Origin of the sequence: Rhizobium sp. LjRoot254 (assembly GCF_964254105.1) — a bacterium.
GTDB lineage: Bacteria > Pseudomonadota > Alphaproteobacteria > Rhizobiales > Rhizobiaceae > Rhizobium_E.
Window position 1 is genome coordinate 3,204,668 of the sequence record NZ_CAXUSM020000001.1, and the last position, 14,675, is coordinate 3,219,342.

The following is a 14,675-nucleotide window of genomic DNA, read 5'->3' on the forward strand; positions in this document are numbered from 1 at the left end:
ACAACTTGGAGAAAGGCTTATCGTATTGCGGTGGCTTTGAAAACAGACGCCGAGGGATAAATTGCTGCGATGCAGCGAAATGCATGATTTGGTTAAGCTGCGCGGTCCGTGACCTCGACCCGGACGATCAAGCCGGCGAGGTCGAAGGTCACGATCTCCTCGCCGGAGCGGATCAGCTTCTCGCCCGTCAGGCGATGGGTGGCGACGAGCTTCCAGACCGAACGGATGGCCCGCTCGCCCACGGGTTCGATGAGAGTGTCCTCGGAAACCTGATCCGGATAGAGGTCGAAATAGCTGCGGAACCCGGCCATGATGGGTCCGCAACCTTCCACGACACCGCCGAGACCGCCTGAGTCATAGACGGCGTTGTCGGCAAACATTGCCTCGATCGTGGCGAAATCGAGCGCGTTGATGGCGTCGTGATAGGCGATCAGCCGCGCCATGGGATCGAAATCGGGCATCAGAGCAATCCGAAACGCTTCAAATCCGCGTCGAGCTTCTCCGGCCCGACATATTGCACGGCATTCCAGCCATAGGCATTGGCCGCATCGACATTGGCGGGGGCATCGTCAATGAAGAAGGTTTTCGCCGGGTCCAGATTGAAGGTCTTCGTATGCGTATCATAGATCGCGGTATCGGGCTTGATCAGCCCGACACGGGCCGACACGGTGACGCCACGCGGTTTCTTCAGGAACGGGAATATCTCCGAGGCCTGGTCGAACGTGTCGTCGGCGAAGTTGGTGAGTAGCGTCACGTCACGGCCCTCCGCGATCAGCCGCTCGAGATGATCGACGCTGTGCTGGTAGGGATGCGGCACCATTTCGTGCCAATATTTGCGGAATCCACGAATGTTGAGTTCCTGGTCCGGAAACTTGGCGATCAGCAGCGCCTCGGCTTCTTCCCAGGTGCGGCCGCGGTCCTGCTCGACATTCCAGTCATGGGTGCAGACATTTTCGAAGAACCATTTGCGCTCGGTCGCATCCGGAATGAGCCGCGAGAACGGGATATCGGGATCGTAGTGGATGAGGACCTTGCCGATGTCAAAAACAATGTGCCGAATCTCTGCCGTCATGAATTCTTTCGCTTCTATTTCTTGAACGCGTCGGGAATAGCGGCGCTGATTGCTTTTTTCATGACAGTTGGCAAGGCCTCGCCGTCAAGATTTGTGACGGGCTCCCACCAGCCGTCATCTTTGTCGCGACTACCATCGACGTCCGCCCGATAGACGGACAGCCGCAGTTCAAAATGCGTGAAGACATGGATAATGGTGCCGCAAGACTTCCATTCGGCCGCAAAGGGGGCATAGCTCACATCGGCACCGCCATCACGGTTGGAGTTCCATTGCGTCGTCGGCACCTCGGTCATGCCGCCGAGCAGGCCTGACTCGATACGTTTGCGCAGTAGCACCCTGCCCTCGCCGTCGACCGCGACAAAAGCCGCGCCCTGCCGCACCGGCCGCGCTTTCTTCTCTGCTTTCACCGGATAGAATTCCGGATCGCTCTCGTGAAATGCGCGACAATGGTCGCGCCAGGGACAGAGCGCACAGGCGGGACGTCGCGGCGTGCAGATCGTGGCGCCGAGGTCCATCATCGCCTGGGCGAAATCGCCGGGCCGCTTGGCCGGTGTCAGCGTCGCGAGATGCGCCCTCATGACCGGCTTTGCGGTGGGAAGCGCATCCTCGACCATAAAGATGCGGGAAATGACGCGCTCGACATTGCCATCCATCACGGGCGCGGCTTCATCGAAGGCGATCGCCGCGACGGCGGCCGACGTGTAGTCGCCGATGCCGGGCAGCGTCTTGAGCGCCTCGACCGTTTCGGGGAACCTGCCGCCGTGTTCGGCAACGACGGCTTCGGCGCATTTCTTCAGGTTGCGGGCGCGAGCATAATAGCCGAGTCCCGCCCAGGCCTTCATCACGTCCTCGGTGTCGGCGCTGGCGAGATCCCGTACCGTCGGCCAGAGGCGGACGAACTTTTCGAAATAGGCCTTCACCGCCTGCACGGTGGTCTGCTGCAGCATGATCTCGGACAGCCAGACATGATAAGGATCGGCGATCACGCCCGCCGCCCGCATATCCGGCGTCACCCGCCATGGCAGTTCGCGGCGATGGCGGTCATACCAGGCGAGAAGGTCGGCGGGTTTGGGCGAGCTAGGCAAGAGCACCGCCCTCTGTCACTTCGTGACATCTCCCCCTCAAGTGGGGAGATTGTTTGGAGCGCGACGAGGCGCTTCTGGCCGATCTCCCCCCTTGAGGGGGAGATGCCCGGCAGGACAGAGGGGGGTAACCGCATTGCAGGGGGTCGTGATAGTAGGTATGAATCATACCCACTAGCTAACAACCTTGCGGCCACAGCGAAACCCCATGTCCACATTCCAGCGCAAAGGCGCGATGCAGATCGCCGAGGCTGCCAACCGGCTGATGGATCCCGTCCTGCAGCGCAAGGCCGGCATCAATACGGCATTGCTCGGCAGTTGGGACGAGATCGCCGGCGCCGATTTCGCCGATTGCTCCCGGCCGGAGAAGATCACCTGGCCACGGCGCAATTCGGAGATGTCGGGTGACACCGGCGGCATGGAGCCCGGCGTACTGACTATTGCCTGCGAGGGCGCACGCGCGCTGTTTCTCGCCCATGCCCAGGGCGAACTGATCCAGCGGATCAACGGCTTCTTCGGTTTTCCGGCGATCCGACAGATCCGCATCGTCCAGAAACCCGTGACGCCGCATGCCCGCCTGCGTCCGCGGCTGAGGGCGCTCTCGCCGGGCGAGAAAAGCCATCTCGACGAACTGACATCCGGCATCGAGAGCGAACCGCTGAAAGCCGCCGTCGAACGGCTCGGCAGGGCGGTCTATGGCAGCAAGAAACGGTGAGAAGTCACTGTTTATCAAATGGACTTGATCGGCCATCCGGCAGTCACAATTCTTTGAACAGATCGCAATAGCAACAACTTGCGGGAGCCCGGCGCAAAGTATATCCCGGCTCTCAGCGCCATCCGCCTGTCCCCAAGGAGACGATATGCATCTCACCCGCAAAGAATTCCTCAAATTCCTGGCCGCCGGTACCGCAGCCGCAGCGTTCGCCTCCGTGCCGATGGCAACCGCGTTCGCGCAGGAAGCGCCGGCGCCCGAGGGTTCGGTCGATGTCGCCACGCTGATGGCGCCCGGTCCGCTGCCTGATGTCTCCATCGGCAAGGCGGATGCTCCTGTCACCATCGTCGAATATATGTCGATGACCTGCCCGCATTGCGCCGCCTTCCACAACGAGACGTTCGACGCGATCAAGGAAAAGTATGTCGATACCGGCAAGGTGCGTTTCGTGCTCCGCGAATTCCCGCTCGATGCCCGCGCCATGGCGGCGATCATGCTGGCCCGCTGCGCGCCGGAAGGACAGTATTTCCCCATGGTTTCCGCGTTGTTCAAGAGCCAGGGCACCTGGGCTGTCGCGCCTGACGGCCGCGCTGCGCTGATGCAAATGTCGAAACTTGCCGGTTTTACACAGGAGACCTTCGAGGCCTGCTTGACGAACCAGAAGCTTCTGGATGATGTGACCAAGGTGCGGGAACAGGGATCGAAGGAATTCGGGGTCGATTCCACGCCCACATTCTTCATCAACGGGCAGCGTTATGCCGGGGGAATGAGCGTTGCAGAAATGTCGGCCATCATCGACGCCGCAGCAAGGTAATCGACCTAGCATTGTGACAGAGGGCGGCAGCATTCGGCTGTCGCCTTTTTGCGTGTCAGTGCTTGTGTCTTCACCCCCCTCTGTCCTGCCGGACATCTCCCCCACAAGGGGGGAGAACGGATGGGGCGCGCTCATCTCCTCAAATCAGCGTCGTAAACTCAACTTTCGATGCGCGCTTGAGGCAAGGCGATCACCGCGAGTCACTCTCCCCCCTTGTGGGGGAGATGTCCGGCAGGACAGAGGGGGGTATCAAGCCCGCCAAATCATGAGCGCCCCCTCATGAAATTCAACAAGCTCCGTCTCACCGGCTTCAAGTCCTTCGTCGAACCATCCGAATTCCTGATCGAGCCCGGCCTCACCGGCGTCGTCGGCCCGAACGGCTGCGGAAAGTCGAACCTAGTCGAGGCGCTGCGCTGGGTGATGGGCGAGAATTCCTACAAGAACATGCGCGCCTCCGGCATGGATGACGTGATCTTCTCGGGCTCCGGCCAGCGCCCGGGGCGCAATTCCGCTGAAGTCGGCCTGTTCATCGACAATACCGACCGCACCGCGCCCGCAGCCTTCAACGATGCCGACGAATTGCAGGTTACACGCCGCATCGAGCGCGAGCAGGGTTCGGTCTATCGCATCAATGGCAAGGAAGCCCGCGCGAGAGACGTGCAATTGCTGTTCGCCGATGCCTCGACCGGGGCGCGTTCGCCCGCCATGGTCGGTCAGGGGCGGATCGGCGAGCTGATCCAGGCCAAGCCGCAGGCCCGGCGGCAATTGCTGGAAGAAGCGGCCGGCATTTCGGGACTGCATTCGCGCCGGCACGAAGCGGAACTCCGGCTCAAGGCCGCCGAAACCAATCTTGAACGGCTGGAAGACGTCACCACCACGCTGTCGACCCAGATCGAAAGCCTCAAGCGCCAGGCCCGGCAGGCCAACCGCTACAAGCAGCTCTCCGCCTCGATCCGCGCCGAGGAAGCCAAGCTTCTCCACATCCGCTGGGCGCAGGCGAAGACCGCCGAGGGCGAGGCCGAAAGTGCCTTGAATCAGGCCACCAATCTCGTCGCCGAAAAGGCGCAGGCGCAGATGGAGGCGGCCAAGGACCAGGCCGTCCACGGCCTCAAGCTGCCGGAACTCCGCGAAACGGAGGCGCAGGCCGCCGCCGGATTGCAGCGCCTGACCATAGCACGCGGCCAGCTCGAAGAAGACATGCGCCGGTTGGAAATGCGTCGGCAGGAACTGGAGCGCCGGATCACCCAGCTCGCCGCCGACATCGAGCGCGAACGGCAGATGATCTCGGGCAATGCCTCGATCGTCACCCGCCTCGACGAGGAGGAACAGGAACTCCGCGAGGCGCTGGAGAATGCTGTCGAACGTGCCGCCGAACTGGCCGAAGCGCTGGTGGGTGCGACGGCCGAGGTGACTGAAGCCGAAGGCGTCATGCAAACGCTCACCGCCGAGCGCGCCGAGGCCGCCGCGACCCGCCAGCAGCTCGAACGCTTCCTCGCCGACCTCGCCCAGCGACGCCTCAGGCTCGAACGGCAGATTTCCGATGCACGCGAGGAACTCACAGCCGTCGAGGCCAAGCTGTCCGCGCTCCCCGATCCCGCCGAAAAAGAGGCCGAACTCGAAGCGGCCGAGCTAGCACATGACGATGGCGAGAAGGCGCAGGCGCACGCCGAGCGCGCGCTGAACGAGGCCCGCGTCGTACAGCAGGAAGCCCGCAAGCCGGTGGAGGATGCGCGCGGCAGGCTGCGTTCAATCGAGACCGAGGCCGTGACGATCGAGCGGATGCTCGCCGCCGGCGGCACAGGCGCGCATACGCCGGTCTCCGAACAGATTTCGCCCGATCCGGGGCTGGAAGCCGCACTTGGCGCGGTGCTCGGCGACGATCTCGATTCCGCGCTCGATCCGGCCGCGTCGGCCTTCTGGTCGATGCCAGGCAATGGCGAGAGCGATCCTGCCCTCCCCGCCGGCGCCACGCCTCTCCTTAATCATATCAGGGCACCCGCCGAACTGCATCGCCGCCTGCGCCAGACCGGACTTGTCGAGGATAGCGATGGCGATACGCTCCGTTTCAAGCTCGCACCGGGCCAGCGGCTGGTGTCGCGGCAGGGCACCGTCTGGCGCTGGGACGGCCACGTCACCCGCGCCGGCGCGCCGAGTGCCGCAGCCCTTCGCCTGCAGCAGAAGAACCGGCTGAAGGCGCTGGAATCCGAGGCCGAGGAAGCCCGGATTCTTCTCGAAGATTGCGAGAACCGTCTCGACAGCGCCACCGATCAGGTGCGTATCGGCGAGGAACGGCTGAATTCCAACCGCGACATGGTGCGCCTGCTCGCCCGCAAGCTGACCGAAGCCCGTGAGGCCGCATTGCAGGCCGAGCGCGCCGCCTCCGATCTCATCCGCCGCAAGGACAGCGTCGGCCAGCAGATCGCAGGCTTCGATGCCCAGATGGAAGAACTGGGCATATCAGAGGAAGACGCGCGGGTCACGCTCGCCGAGGCGCCCGATCTCTCTGGCCTTGAATTGCGGCTGCGCGAACAGGGCATTCTTGTTGCCGAAAAGCGTGCGGCGCTGACCGAGGCGCGTGCGCTGAATGATGCCGAAGCGCGCGAAAACGATGCGCGCCGACGCCGAATCTCGGCGATCGCGGCCGAGCGGCAGGTATGGCGCGACCGCGAGGCGAGCGCCGCCCGCCAGATCGCCACGCTGACCGAGCGCGAGGAAGAGACCCGCATCGAACTCGAGGACCTGCTGGCCGCACCGGAGGAATTCGAGGAAAAGCGCTTCAACCTGATGAATGCCATCGCCAAGGCCGAGGCCGCGCGCAAGGAGGCCGCCGACAAGCTGGCCGCCCAGGAAAACCAGCAGCGCGAGGCCGACCGCATCGCCCGCGACGCGCTGGCACTGCTCGCCGAAGCCCGCGAACGGCGTGGCCGCGCCGAGGAACGGCTGGTCTCGGCGCGCGACTGGCGCATCGCCCAGGAGACACGCATCCGCGAGACGCTCGATACCGAGCCGCATCTCGTGCTGCGCCTGACCGGGCTCGCACCGGACGCACCCCTGCCAGATACGCGTGCCATCGAGATCGAGCTCGAACGGGTGAAGATGGAGCGCGAGCGGCTCGGCGCCGTCAATCTGCGCGCGGAGGAAGAACAGGCCGAACTCACCGGCCAGCTCGACAACCTGGTGCGCGAGCGCGACGACATCATCGACGCCATCCGCAAGCTGCGCACCGCGATCCAGAATCTGAACCGCGAGGGCCGCGAACGGCTGATGAATGCCTTCGACGTCGTCAACACCCAGTTCAAGCGGCTGTTCACCCACCTGTTCAACGGCGGCGAGGCGGAGCTGCAACTGATCGAAAGCGACGACCCGCTCGAAGCGGGCCTGGAAATCCTGGCCCGCCCGCCCGGCAAGAAGCCGCAGACCATGACGCTGCTCTCGGGCGGCGAGCAGGCACTGACCGCCATGGCGCTGATCTTTGCCGTGTTCCTGACCAATCCCGCGCCGATCTGCGTGCTCGACGAAGTCGACGCGCCGCTCGACGACCACAATGTCGAGCGCTACTGCAACCTGATGGACGAGATGGCGGCGACGACCGAGACCCGCTTCCTGATCATCACCCACAACCCCATTACCATGGCCCGCATGAACCGCCTCTACGGCGTGACCATGGCCGAGCAAGGCGTCTCGACGCTGGTGAGCGTGGACCTGCAGACGGCGGAGCAGTTGCGCGAGGCGAGCTGAAAAAATCGTGTTTTCCCTCTTGAACCTCTAGCCACTAGAGGTGCTAGACCTCTTTCATCGATGGATCGAAAGGCCGGGAAATGTCCGAGAATCACGCCACCAAACTCAAGTACCGCATCGGCGGCATGGATTGCGCGAGCTGCGTCTCCAAGATCGAGACCGCCGTCAACCGGCTGCCCGGCGTTGAGGAGGCAGGTGTCTCGCTGGCGAGCGGCACGCTCACGATTCTGCCGGGGCCGAATTTTGCGCGCGGCGCGGTGGAACAGCAGGTCAAGGCGCTCGGCTATTCGATCGCACCGACAGACGGCAAGGTTCCGTCGAGTGCAGCCGGACACGAACTCGAAGGCCATGACCACGGCAATGACGACGGGCACGAGCATTCGCATTTCGACCTTGGCGACGGGCCGTGGTGGAAGACCAGGAAAGCTGTGCTGACCGGTGTCACGGGTGCCGCGCTGGTCGTCACTTATCTGGCGCATCTCGCCCTGCCCTCGGTTCCCAACTGGATCTTCGTGCCAGCATTGGCCGTCGGGCTGGTGCCGATTTCACGGCGCGCGCTTGCCGCCGCGATGGCCGGTACGCCCTTTTCGATCGAAATGCTGATGTCCATTGCCGCCACAGGCGCGCTGTTCATCGGTGCCGCCGAGGAGGCGGTGATGGTCGTCTTCCTCTTCCTTGTCGGCGAGTTGCTGGAAGGGGTCGCGGCCGGCCGTGCGCGCGCCAGCATACGCGGCCTGACCGATCTCGTGCCGAAGAACGCGCTGGTCGAGGAGAATGGGACGACGCAGGAGGTGTCCGCCGAAGCGCTTACGCCGGGAGCAATTATCCTTGTCCGCCCCGGTGATCGCATCGCGGCCGATGGTGTTATCGTCGAGGGTTCGTCGGCGATCAATGAAGCGCCGGTGACTGGCGAGAGCGTGCCGAAATCCAAGGGGCCCGATGACACGGTCTTTGCCGGCACGATCAATTCGGACACGGTTCTCAAGGTGCGCGTCACCGCTGCGGCGGCCGACAACACCATCGCGCGGGTCGTGCGGCTGGTCGAGGAAGCGCAGGAGAGCAAGGCGCCGACCGAGCGCTTCATCGATCGCTTCTCGCGCTATTATACGCCCGGCGTGCTGGTCGCGGGCGCGCTGGTCGCTTTGGTTCCGCCTCTGTTCTTCGCCGGCTCGCGGGATGAATGGATCTACAAGGGCCTCGCCATCCTGCTGATCGGCTGCCCCTGTGCGCTGGTGATTTCGACGCCGGCGGCGATTGCGGCTGGCCTTTCGGCCGGCGCCCGGCGCGGCTTGCTGATCAAGGGCGGCGCGGTCATCGAGGCGTTCCGCCGGGTCACGCTGGTGGCGCTCGACAAGACCGGCACGCTGACGGAGGGCAAGCCTGTCGTCACCGACGTGATCGGCCTCGGCAGGCCCGAGGGTCAGGTTCTGTCGTTGGCCGCAGCACTCGAAAGCGGCTCCAGCCACCCGCTGGCCGTCGCGATCCTCGCCAAGGCGAAGGAAATGAAGGCGCCGGTGCCGCCTGCCCTGTCCGCCAAGGCGCTGCCCGGCAAGGGCGTGACGGGATCGGTCGGCGGTGAAGCGATAGCGCTGTTGTCGCCCAGGGCGGCGGATGAGGAATACACTTTCGATGAAGCGACCAAATCACGGATCGACGGCCTCAATGCCGAGGGCAAGACCGTGTCGGTGCTGATCGCCGCCGGCACGCCGGTCGGTCTGATCGCCATCCGGGACGAGCCGCGCGCCGATGCCGAAGCCGGTCTTGCGGCGCTCAAGGCAGCGGGTATTTCAACCGTCATGCTGACCGGCGACAACGAACGGACCGCACGGGCTATCGGCGCCAAGCTCGGCATCGAGGTTCGCGCCGGCCTGCTGCCCGAAGACAAGCAGGCGATCGTGCGCGAGAAGCAGGCGGCCGGCGAGATCGTCGCCAAGGTCGGTGACGGCATCAACGATGCGCCGGCGCTGGCCGCCGCCGATATCGGCATCGCCATGGGCGGCGGCACGGATGTGGCGCTCGAAACCGCCGATGCCGCCGTGCTTCACGGCCGGGTCATGGATATCGCCAACATGGTGGCGCTGTCCAAGGCGACGATGGGCAATATATGGCAGAACATATCAGTCGCGCTCGGCCTCAAGGCGGTGTTCCTGGTGACCACAATTATCGGCGTGACCGGTCTCTGGCCCGCCATCCTCGCCGATACCGGCGCCACCGTGCTGGTGACCATGAACGCCATGCGGTTGCTGGCCTGGAAGGGGCGATAGCGGGCGGCATGTGTGAAGGTGTTAGCCGTCTAGCTTTCAGCCACAAGCTGGCGCATTCTGATATCCTATCGGAATCAGGATGCTCCAGTTAACCACTGGCGAAGGCAGGCCGCATACGCATGCTATCAGGTACCTACGACACAACGCTCGTCACGCTATCCATACTGATTGCAATCGCGGCGTCCTATGCCGCGCTGGATCTGGCTGGCCGCATCAAGGCGGCCACCGGCCGCGTCGCATCGGCGAACTGGCTGGTCACTGCGGCACTCGCTATGGGCGGCGGCATCTGGTCGATGCATTTCGTTGCCATGCTGGCTTACAGCATGCCCGGCATGGACGTGTCCTACGATGTCAGCCTCACGGTCCTGTCGCTGGTTCTGGCGGTCGTGGTCACCGGCATCGGCTTCTTCGTGGTCAGCCGGTCGGACGGCGGGTTGCTGGCGCTCGTATCGAGTGGCGTGCTGATGGGCGTCGGCATCGCCGGGATGCATTACACCGGCATGGCTGGTATGCGGATGCCCGCCACGCTCACCTACGATCCGCTCTGGGTCGCGATCTCGGTTTTCATTGCTATCGCCGCGGCGATCGCGGCCCTGTGGCTCGCCTTCGAACGCACGGGCCATACCCAGAAGATACTGGCTGCGGTCTTCATGGGAGCTGCCGTGTCCGGCATGCACTATTCAGGTATGCGTGCGGCAATCTACACCGCCAATAACGCGACGGATCACACCCACGGGCCGACGAGTTTCGACCAGTTCAGCCTTGCACTGGGCGTGGCGGTCACGACCTTCTTCATCCTCGGCCTGGCCCTCATCGCGTCCATTTTCGACCGGCGTTTCGCCATACTCGCCGAAGGCGAATCCGAGGCGTTGCGGCAGAGCGAGGAGCGCTTCCGCAGCCTCTACCGCAAAACGCCGATGCCGCTGTTCTCGATGACCGAAACCGGCAAGATGACCGAGGTGTCGGATGATTGCCTCAATCTTCTCGGCGTCGAGCGGGCCGCGATGATCGGCCAGCCGCTCGACAAATTCATGCCCGAGGACGCGGCGGCGCATTGGCGCGAGGGCTTCCGGGCCATGCTGGTCAAGGATGGTTTCGTCGAGGGTGAATTCCAGGTTCTCGGCACCAACGGCCGGACGATCGACGTCTATGCTTCGGCGCGGCTTGAAGTCCCTGACGGAGGCGGGGTCGCGGTCCTGGGCGGGCTGGTCGACGTGACGAAAAGGAAGAATGCCGAAGCGGCATTGCGCCAGGCGCAGAAGATGGAAGCCGTGGGCCAGCTGACCGGCGGCATCGCGCACGACTTCAACAACCTGCTCGCCGTGATCACGGGTAATCTCGAGCTCTTGAAAAAGCGCGTCGGGGACGACCCGAAACTCCACCGTCTTGTCGAGACCGCCTTCGAGGCCGGCCGGCGCGGCGCGAGCCTCACCCAGAGAATGCTGTCATTCGCCCGCCAGCAGCATCTCAGCCCCGCAAGCGTCGATGTCGGGGGACTCGTAACCGACATGAACGACCTGCTGCAACGATCGCTCGGTCCGCTGTTCAGGATCGAGACCAGCTTTCCCGACCAGCCCGTATTGGCGCATGCCGATGCGCATCAGCTGGAAATGGCGCTTCTCAACCTGGTGGTCAATGCACGCGACGCGCTGGGCGAAAGCGGAACGATAGAGATCGACGCCTCGCTGCGCACGATCGCCAATGGCGACCGTCGCCCGCTCGAGCCCGGCGACTATGCCGTGCTGTCGGTGATCGATTTCGGCGCGGGCATGGACAAGGTGACGCTCGCCCGCGCGCACGAGCCCTTCTTCACCACCAAGGGCGTCGCCAAGGGCACCGGCCTCGGTCTTTCCATGGTGCATGGATTTGCCCAGCAATCCGGCGGATGGCTCGATATCCAGAGCAGCCCGGGAAGCGGCACGACGGTGGAGATATGGCTGCCGGCGGCTGAGGTATCCCGCCCCTTCTCCGCCCGAACCGCGCATGGCGAAGACCACCCGAACCAGAAGCTGCGCGTACTCTGCGTCGATGACGACGCGCTGGTGCTGATGAGCACGGTGGAACTGCTGGAGGAACTCGGGCACCGGCCGGTTTCGGCGCATAGCGCACAGGCCGCCCTGTCCATGCTTGAGAACGAACCCGAGCCCTTCGACCTGCTCCTCACCGATCAGGCCATGCCGGGAATGTCGGGCCTGCAACTGGCCGAGATCGTGCGGGCATCGCATCCCACGATCCCGATCGTCGTCGCCACCGGCTATTCCGAGCTTTCGGAACATTCGAAGCTGAAGCTGCCTATCCTTCGCAAGCCCTTTACGCAGACGGATCTGGAAGGCGCGATAAGCCAGGTGACGGCCGCCCGCGCCAGCCTTCCCGGTTAATCGTCCGGCAGGCCGAGCTTGGCAATGGCATCGCGCACATGCGCCGGAGACAAGATCGTGCTCAGCGCACAGGTGGACGCCTCCTCCCGGCCGACCCTGATCGAGTGGCCGCCACGGGCGTTGACCACGGCAAACATCGATTCATCCGTCAGGTCGTCGCCCATGGCCAGCGGCAGCCGGCCGAGAAACGGCGGCTCGCGCAGGAAGCGCTCGACGGCGTCGCCCTTGCTGGCGCGCGAGGGGCGGATTTCATAGACCATCTTGCCGAGCTGCAGCGCCCAGCCGGGGCCGGCCGCCTTGGCAAAGGCCGACATCTTTTCACCCAGGGCCTCCTCGAACTGCGGCGCCAGCCTGTAGTGCGCAGCCACCGCCCCGCCCTTGTCCTCGATCAGCACGCCGGGCATGCGCGATGTGTCGAGCACGAGAATTTCCTTCAGCCGTTCGAATTCCGGCGGTATCTCGGCAAAGATCCGGCTGCCGTCGGGGCCGCGCATTTCGGCACCGTGCAGGCCGGCGATGGGAAAGACGAATGGCTTGAACAGTGCATCGGCATAGATCAGCGCCCGGCCGGTGACCAGCGCCACCGCGCCGCCGAGCCGCTTGGCAAGGCGGTCGATATCGGCTGCCAAGCCCTCGGGAACCACGATGCTGTCGGGCGTTGGCGCCAGATCGAGCAGGCAGCCATCGACATCGAGGAACACGGCCCAGCCGTCGGGATCGTTGCGGATTTGGTCCAGCGCCTCGCTGGTCGAGAAGATTTCGTGACGCGGTGCGGGATGATGGACTGTCCGGGCCTGTTCCGCCATTGCATGCTCCTTGCTCTCATCGTGGCTATCGTCGTGCATGGGTTCCGAACGCCATGAGGGCCAAATCGTTCCTCACTGATTGCCGCGCGGGAACTCGCCCTCGGCTATCCGCGTTGGTGAAATGCTGATTGCAGCGGCCAAGGAGATGCGAATGGCGCGGGGCAAGCTCAAGAAAAAGACAATCGAAGGCGCACCGCTGATCCACGGCGCCGAAGACCTGCCATCCGTCATCGTCGACGACTATAACAATGAACTGAAGGACAAGGACGGTTTCATCGGCGACAGAGCCAGCAAATCGGCATTTCAGGAAAAGCTCGACGAAGCGCGCAAGGCGATCCGCAAGGGCGGCGACGACCCCCTGGGTGAGACGCCAACCCGCGAACTCTCCAGGAAGGACATCGACGCCCTGATGAAGGGCGACGACAAGGAAGCGGCGGCGCTGATCATGGGCGCGATCGATGATTTCGCCGGCGAAATCGTGGGCGTACTGACGAAATATCTCAAGCAGGATGCGTGGAAAAATACCGGCCGCATCGCGATCGGCGGCGGCTTCAAGCACAGCGTCGTCGGCGAAATGGCGATCGCCCGCGCCGGCGTGCTCGTCAAATCCGAGGGCCACGCGATCGATCTCGTACCGATCGAGCATCACCCCGATGATGCCGGGCTGATCGGTGCCGCGCACCTGATGCCGGCCTGGATGCTGAAGGGCAACCAGGCGATCCTCGCCGTCGATATCGGCGGCACCAATATGCGCGCCGGCGTGATCGAACTCAGGCTGGACGACCATCCCGACCTCTCCCGCGCCAAGGTGTGGAAATCCACGCTCTGGCGGCATGCCGACGATGCGCCCGCGCGCAGAGCCGCGATCGAACGGCTGGTGAAGATGCTCGATACGCTCATCGCCAAGGCCGAGAAATCCAAGCTGGCACTGGCGCCGGTGATCGGCATCGCCTGCCCCGGCATCATCAATGCCGACGGCGCGATCGATCGCGGCGGCCAGAACCTGCCCGGCGGCAACTGGGAGAGCGAGCATTTCAACCTGCCGCAGGCGCTCGCCAAGGCCATCCCCGAAATCTCCGGCCAGCCGACCTTCATCGTCATGCACAACGACGCCGTCATCCAGGGCCTGTCGCAGATCCCCTTCATGCAGGATGTGGAGGGGTGGGGCGTGCTGACGATCGGCACGGGATTGGGGAATGCGCACTTTACCAACAAGGGCGAGGTGGGGGATGCGGGAAAGGCGGAGAAGAGCAAGGACGGGGTGAAGGCGGCTTGAAGGATGAAAAAACCAACCGCCCGGAGGGCGGAACCTCACCTCCGGGCGTTTCCGTTCGCGGCCGCTATTCGGCGGGGGCGCGGGCGGGTCCGGTCTTCGCGGCCACGCTTGGGTCGGGCATGAAGAGGATGACCGCGAAGAGCAGGATGGCGGCGGCTGTGATCAGCGAGCCGATGGCGACGACGGGTTCGAGCGCCGCGTTGCCGCGCAGCATCAGGAAAAGCGCGGGCAGCATGATGATCAGGCCGATCGTGTAGGCGCCGTATTGCAGCCAGGCGAGACGGCGGGCGGCCTTGGCCGGGTTGAAGGCGTAATAGATGCCGAAGATCGCCGATGAGACCCAGCCGAGCAGGTTGACATGGGCGTGCGCCGCCATGGCGCTGTGATCATGGGTGATCGCCATCTGCAGCCCCATGGTGATGCCGGCGAGCAGAAAGAGAATGGCGGTTTGAAAATAGACGCGTGAGAGAGTGGGCAATTTGCTTATCCTTGTTGAAGCACGTTAATCGTGCCTGGGTATGGGGGCCGCGATG

Annotated in this window: 11 protein-coding genes; 6 read left to right on the top strand and 5 right to left on the bottom strand. The window is 64.1% G+C overall.

Features of this window, described 5'->3' with window-relative positions:
• Positions 1-92 precede the first annotated feature (92 nt).
• The 3 genes from ACSQ26_RS15845 to mutY are packed head-to-tail and all read right to left on the bottom strand — an operon-like array spanning position 93 to position 2,157.
• On the bottom strand, positions 93-461 hold the full coding sequence (locus ACSQ26_RS15845) for a nuclear transport factor 2 family protein (RefSeq protein ID WP_436010412.1): 369 nt from the start codon (positions 459-461) through the stop codon (positions 93-95).
• Positions 461-1,072 (bottom strand): HAD family hydrolase, encoded by a 612-nt coding sequence (locus tag ACSQ26_RS15850; RefSeq protein WP_436010414.1) that lies wholly within the window; start codon positions 1,070-1,072, stop codon positions 461-463. The genes ACSQ26_RS15845 and ACSQ26_RS15850 overlap by 1 nt, the downstream gene beginning before the upstream one ends.
• Before the next feature lie 14 nt (positions 1,073-1,086).
• Positions 1,087-2,157: an A/G-specific adenine glycosylase gene (gene mutY / locus ACSQ26_RS15855; protein ID WP_436010416.1), complete on the bottom strand. Its 1,071-nt coding sequence runs from the start codon at positions 2,155-2,157 to the stop codon at positions 1,087-1,089.
• A 205-nt stretch (positions 2,158-2,362) separates the two neighbouring features.
• On the opposite strand from mutY, the gene ACSQ26_RS15860 reads away from it, so the two are divergent.
• From ACSQ26_RS15860 to ACSQ26_RS15880, 5 genes are all read left to right on the top strand, one after another.
• Positions 2,363-2,869, top strand: coding sequence for a DUF721 domain-containing protein (locus ACSQ26_RS15860; RefSeq protein WP_436010418.1), 507 nt, complete (start codon positions 2,363-2,365; stop codon positions 2,867-2,869).
• A 145-nt stretch (positions 2,870-3,014) separates the two neighbouring features.
• Positions 3,015-3,680 (top strand): DsbA family protein, encoded by a 666-nt coding sequence (locus ACSQ26_RS15865; protein ID WP_436010420.1) that lies wholly within the window; start codon positions 3,015-3,017, stop codon positions 3,678-3,680.
• A 279-nt stretch (positions 3,681-3,959) separates the two neighbouring features.
• Positions 3,960-7,418, top strand: coding sequence for a chromosome segregation SMC family protein (locus tag ACSQ26_RS15870; protein ID WP_436010422.1), 3,459 nt, complete (start codon positions 3,960-3,962; stop codon positions 7,416-7,418).
• An 80-nt stretch (positions 7,419-7,498) separates the two neighbouring features.
• Entirely contained in the window at positions 7,499-9,682 is a 2,184-nt protein-coding gene (locus ACSQ26_RS15875) for a heavy metal translocating P-type ATPase (RefSeq protein ID WP_436010424.1), read from the top strand.
• A 119-nt stretch (positions 9,683-9,801) separates the two neighbouring features.
• Complete coding sequence (locus ACSQ26_RS15880; protein WP_436010426.1) at positions 9,802-12,060, top strand: MHYT domain-containing protein; 2,259 nt, start codon at positions 9,802-9,804, stop codon at positions 12,058-12,060.
• On the opposite strand, the gene otsB is transcribed toward ACSQ26_RS15880, so the two are convergent.
• Positions 12,057-12,866, bottom strand: a complete 810-nt coding sequence (gene otsB, locus ACSQ26_RS15885) for a trehalose-phosphatase (protein WP_436010428.1) — start codon at positions 12,864-12,866, stop codon at positions 12,057-12,059. The two genes, ACSQ26_RS15880 and otsB, sit on opposite strands and share 4 nt — an antisense overlap.
• A gap of 151 nt (positions 12,867-13,017) precedes the next feature.
• Between otsB and ACSQ26_RS15890 the strand changes: the two genes are divergently transcribed.
• Positions 13,018-14,142, top strand: a complete 1,125-nt coding sequence (locus tag ACSQ26_RS15890; RefSeq protein ID WP_436010430.1) for an ROK family protein — start codon at positions 13,018-13,020, stop codon at positions 14,140-14,142.
• A gap of 64 nt (positions 14,143-14,206) precedes the next feature.
• Here the strand turns inward: ACSQ26_RS15890 and ACSQ26_RS15895 are convergent, their stop codons facing one another.
• On the bottom strand, positions 14,207-14,620 hold the full coding sequence (locus ACSQ26_RS15895) for a hypothetical protein (protein ID WP_436010432.1): 414 nt from the start codon (positions 14,618-14,620) through the stop codon (positions 14,207-14,209).
• Positions 14,621-14,675: the final 55 nt, after the last annotated feature.